The sequence below is a fragment of the Rhizobacter sp. P3_B12 genome (genome assembly GCF_056402895.1).
This window is the reverse complement of sequence record NZ_JBFUGN010001254.1, coordinates 1-1,486: the sequence shown is the minus strand read 5'-3', so window position 1 is coordinate 1,486 and position 1,486 is coordinate 1. Positions and strand designations below refer to the sequence as shown.

2 protein-coding genes are annotated in these 1,486 nt (G+C 69.7%); both read right to left on the bottom strand.

Features of this window, described 5'->3' with window-relative positions; genetic code table 11:
- Positions 1-581, bottom strand: a 581-nt coding sequence (locus AC1D01_RS34285; RefSeq protein WP_477873920.1) for an AAA family ATPase, incomplete at its 3' end; no start/stop codon positions are given.
- 13 nt (positions 582-594) lie between these two features.
- The coding region (locus tag AC1D01_RS34280; RefSeq protein ID WP_477873919.1) for a fumarate hydratase C-terminal domain-containing protein at positions 595-1,486 on the bottom strand (892 nt) is incomplete at its 5' end.

The window sequence follows — 1,486 nt, the reverse complement described above, 5'->3', positions numbered from 1 at the left end:
GCCTGGCGCAGCTCGAGCAGCTCGCCCTGCGCGCGCAGCCGGGCCAGCGACAGCGGCGGATCGGTGCGGCTCGCGAGCAGCACGGTCCAGCGGGCCGGCAGCTGCTCCAGCAGCAGGTCGAGCAGCTCGAAGATGCGCGCATCGGCGATGCGGTGCGCATCGTCCAGCACGATCAGGCCGTGCTCTTGTCCTGGCAGCAGGTCGGCACCGCCCAAGGCGCTCAGCAGTTCATCGGCGATGCGGCGCAGCCCGCGTGGCTGCTGCCCGAGCGTGGTCAATGCCTGCGGCGAGATGCGCCATGGCAGATCGTGCGGTTCCAGCGCGGCGACCAGGCAGGCGATGAAGCGCGCCAGGTCGTCGTCATCGTCGGCGGCGATCCAGGCGACCGCGGTGTCCTGCCGCGAGGCCAGCAGCTGCCCCAGCAGCGCCGTCTTGCCGAAGCCGGCCGGCGCGCACAGCAGCATCAGCCGCGCCTGGCCGAGGGCGGCGGCGAGGCGCCCTTCGAGCTGCGGCCGATCCAGGTGCTCGCCGCGCGGCCGCGGCGCCTGGATCTTCGTCAGCGCGAAGGGCAGGGCGTGCACGTCAGCCCATGGCTCAGGAGACCGCGACGGGGATCTTGCCGATCTTCGCCTGCCACTCCTTCGGGCCGGTCGTGTGCACCGAGGTGCCCTCGGAATCGACCGCCACCGTCACCGGCATGTCGCTGATCTCGAACTCGTAGATCGCTTCCATGCCCAGGTCGGCGAAGCCCACCACCTCGGCCTTGCGGATCGCCTTCGAGACCAGGTAGGCCGCGCCGCCCACCGCCATCAGGTAGGCCGATTTGTGCTTCTTGATCGCATCGATGCCGGTCGGGCCGCGCTCGGCCTTGCCGATCATGCCGATCAGCCCGGTCTGCGCGAGCATCATCTCGGTGAACTTGTCCATGCGGGTCGCGGTGGTGGGGCCGGCCGGGCCCATCACCTCGTCGCGCACCGGATCGACCGGGCCGACGTAGTAGATGACGCGGTTGGTGAAGTCGACGGGCAGCTTCTCGCCCTTGGCGAGCATGTCTTGAATGCGCTTGTGCGCGGCATCGCGGCCGGTCAACATCTTGCCGTTCAGCAGCAGCGTTTCGCCCGGCTTCCAGCTCGCCACCTCTTCGCGCGTCAGCGTGTCGAGGTTGACGCGGCGGCTCTTGTTGTAGTCGGGAGCCCACTTCACGTCGGGCCACAGGTCGAGGCTGGGCGCCTCGAGGAAGGCCGGGCCGGAGCCGTCCAGCACGAAGTGCGCATGGCGCGTGGCGGCGCAGTTCGGGATCATCGCGACCGGCTTGCTGGCCGCGTGCGTCGGGTAGGTGGCGATCTTCACGTCGAGCACGGTGGTCAGCCCGCCCAGGCCCTGCGCGCCGATGCCGAGCGCATTGATCTTGTCGCACAGCTCGATGCGCAGCTCCTCGAGCTTGTTCTGCGGGCCGCGCGCCTTCAGCTCGTACATGTCGATGTCC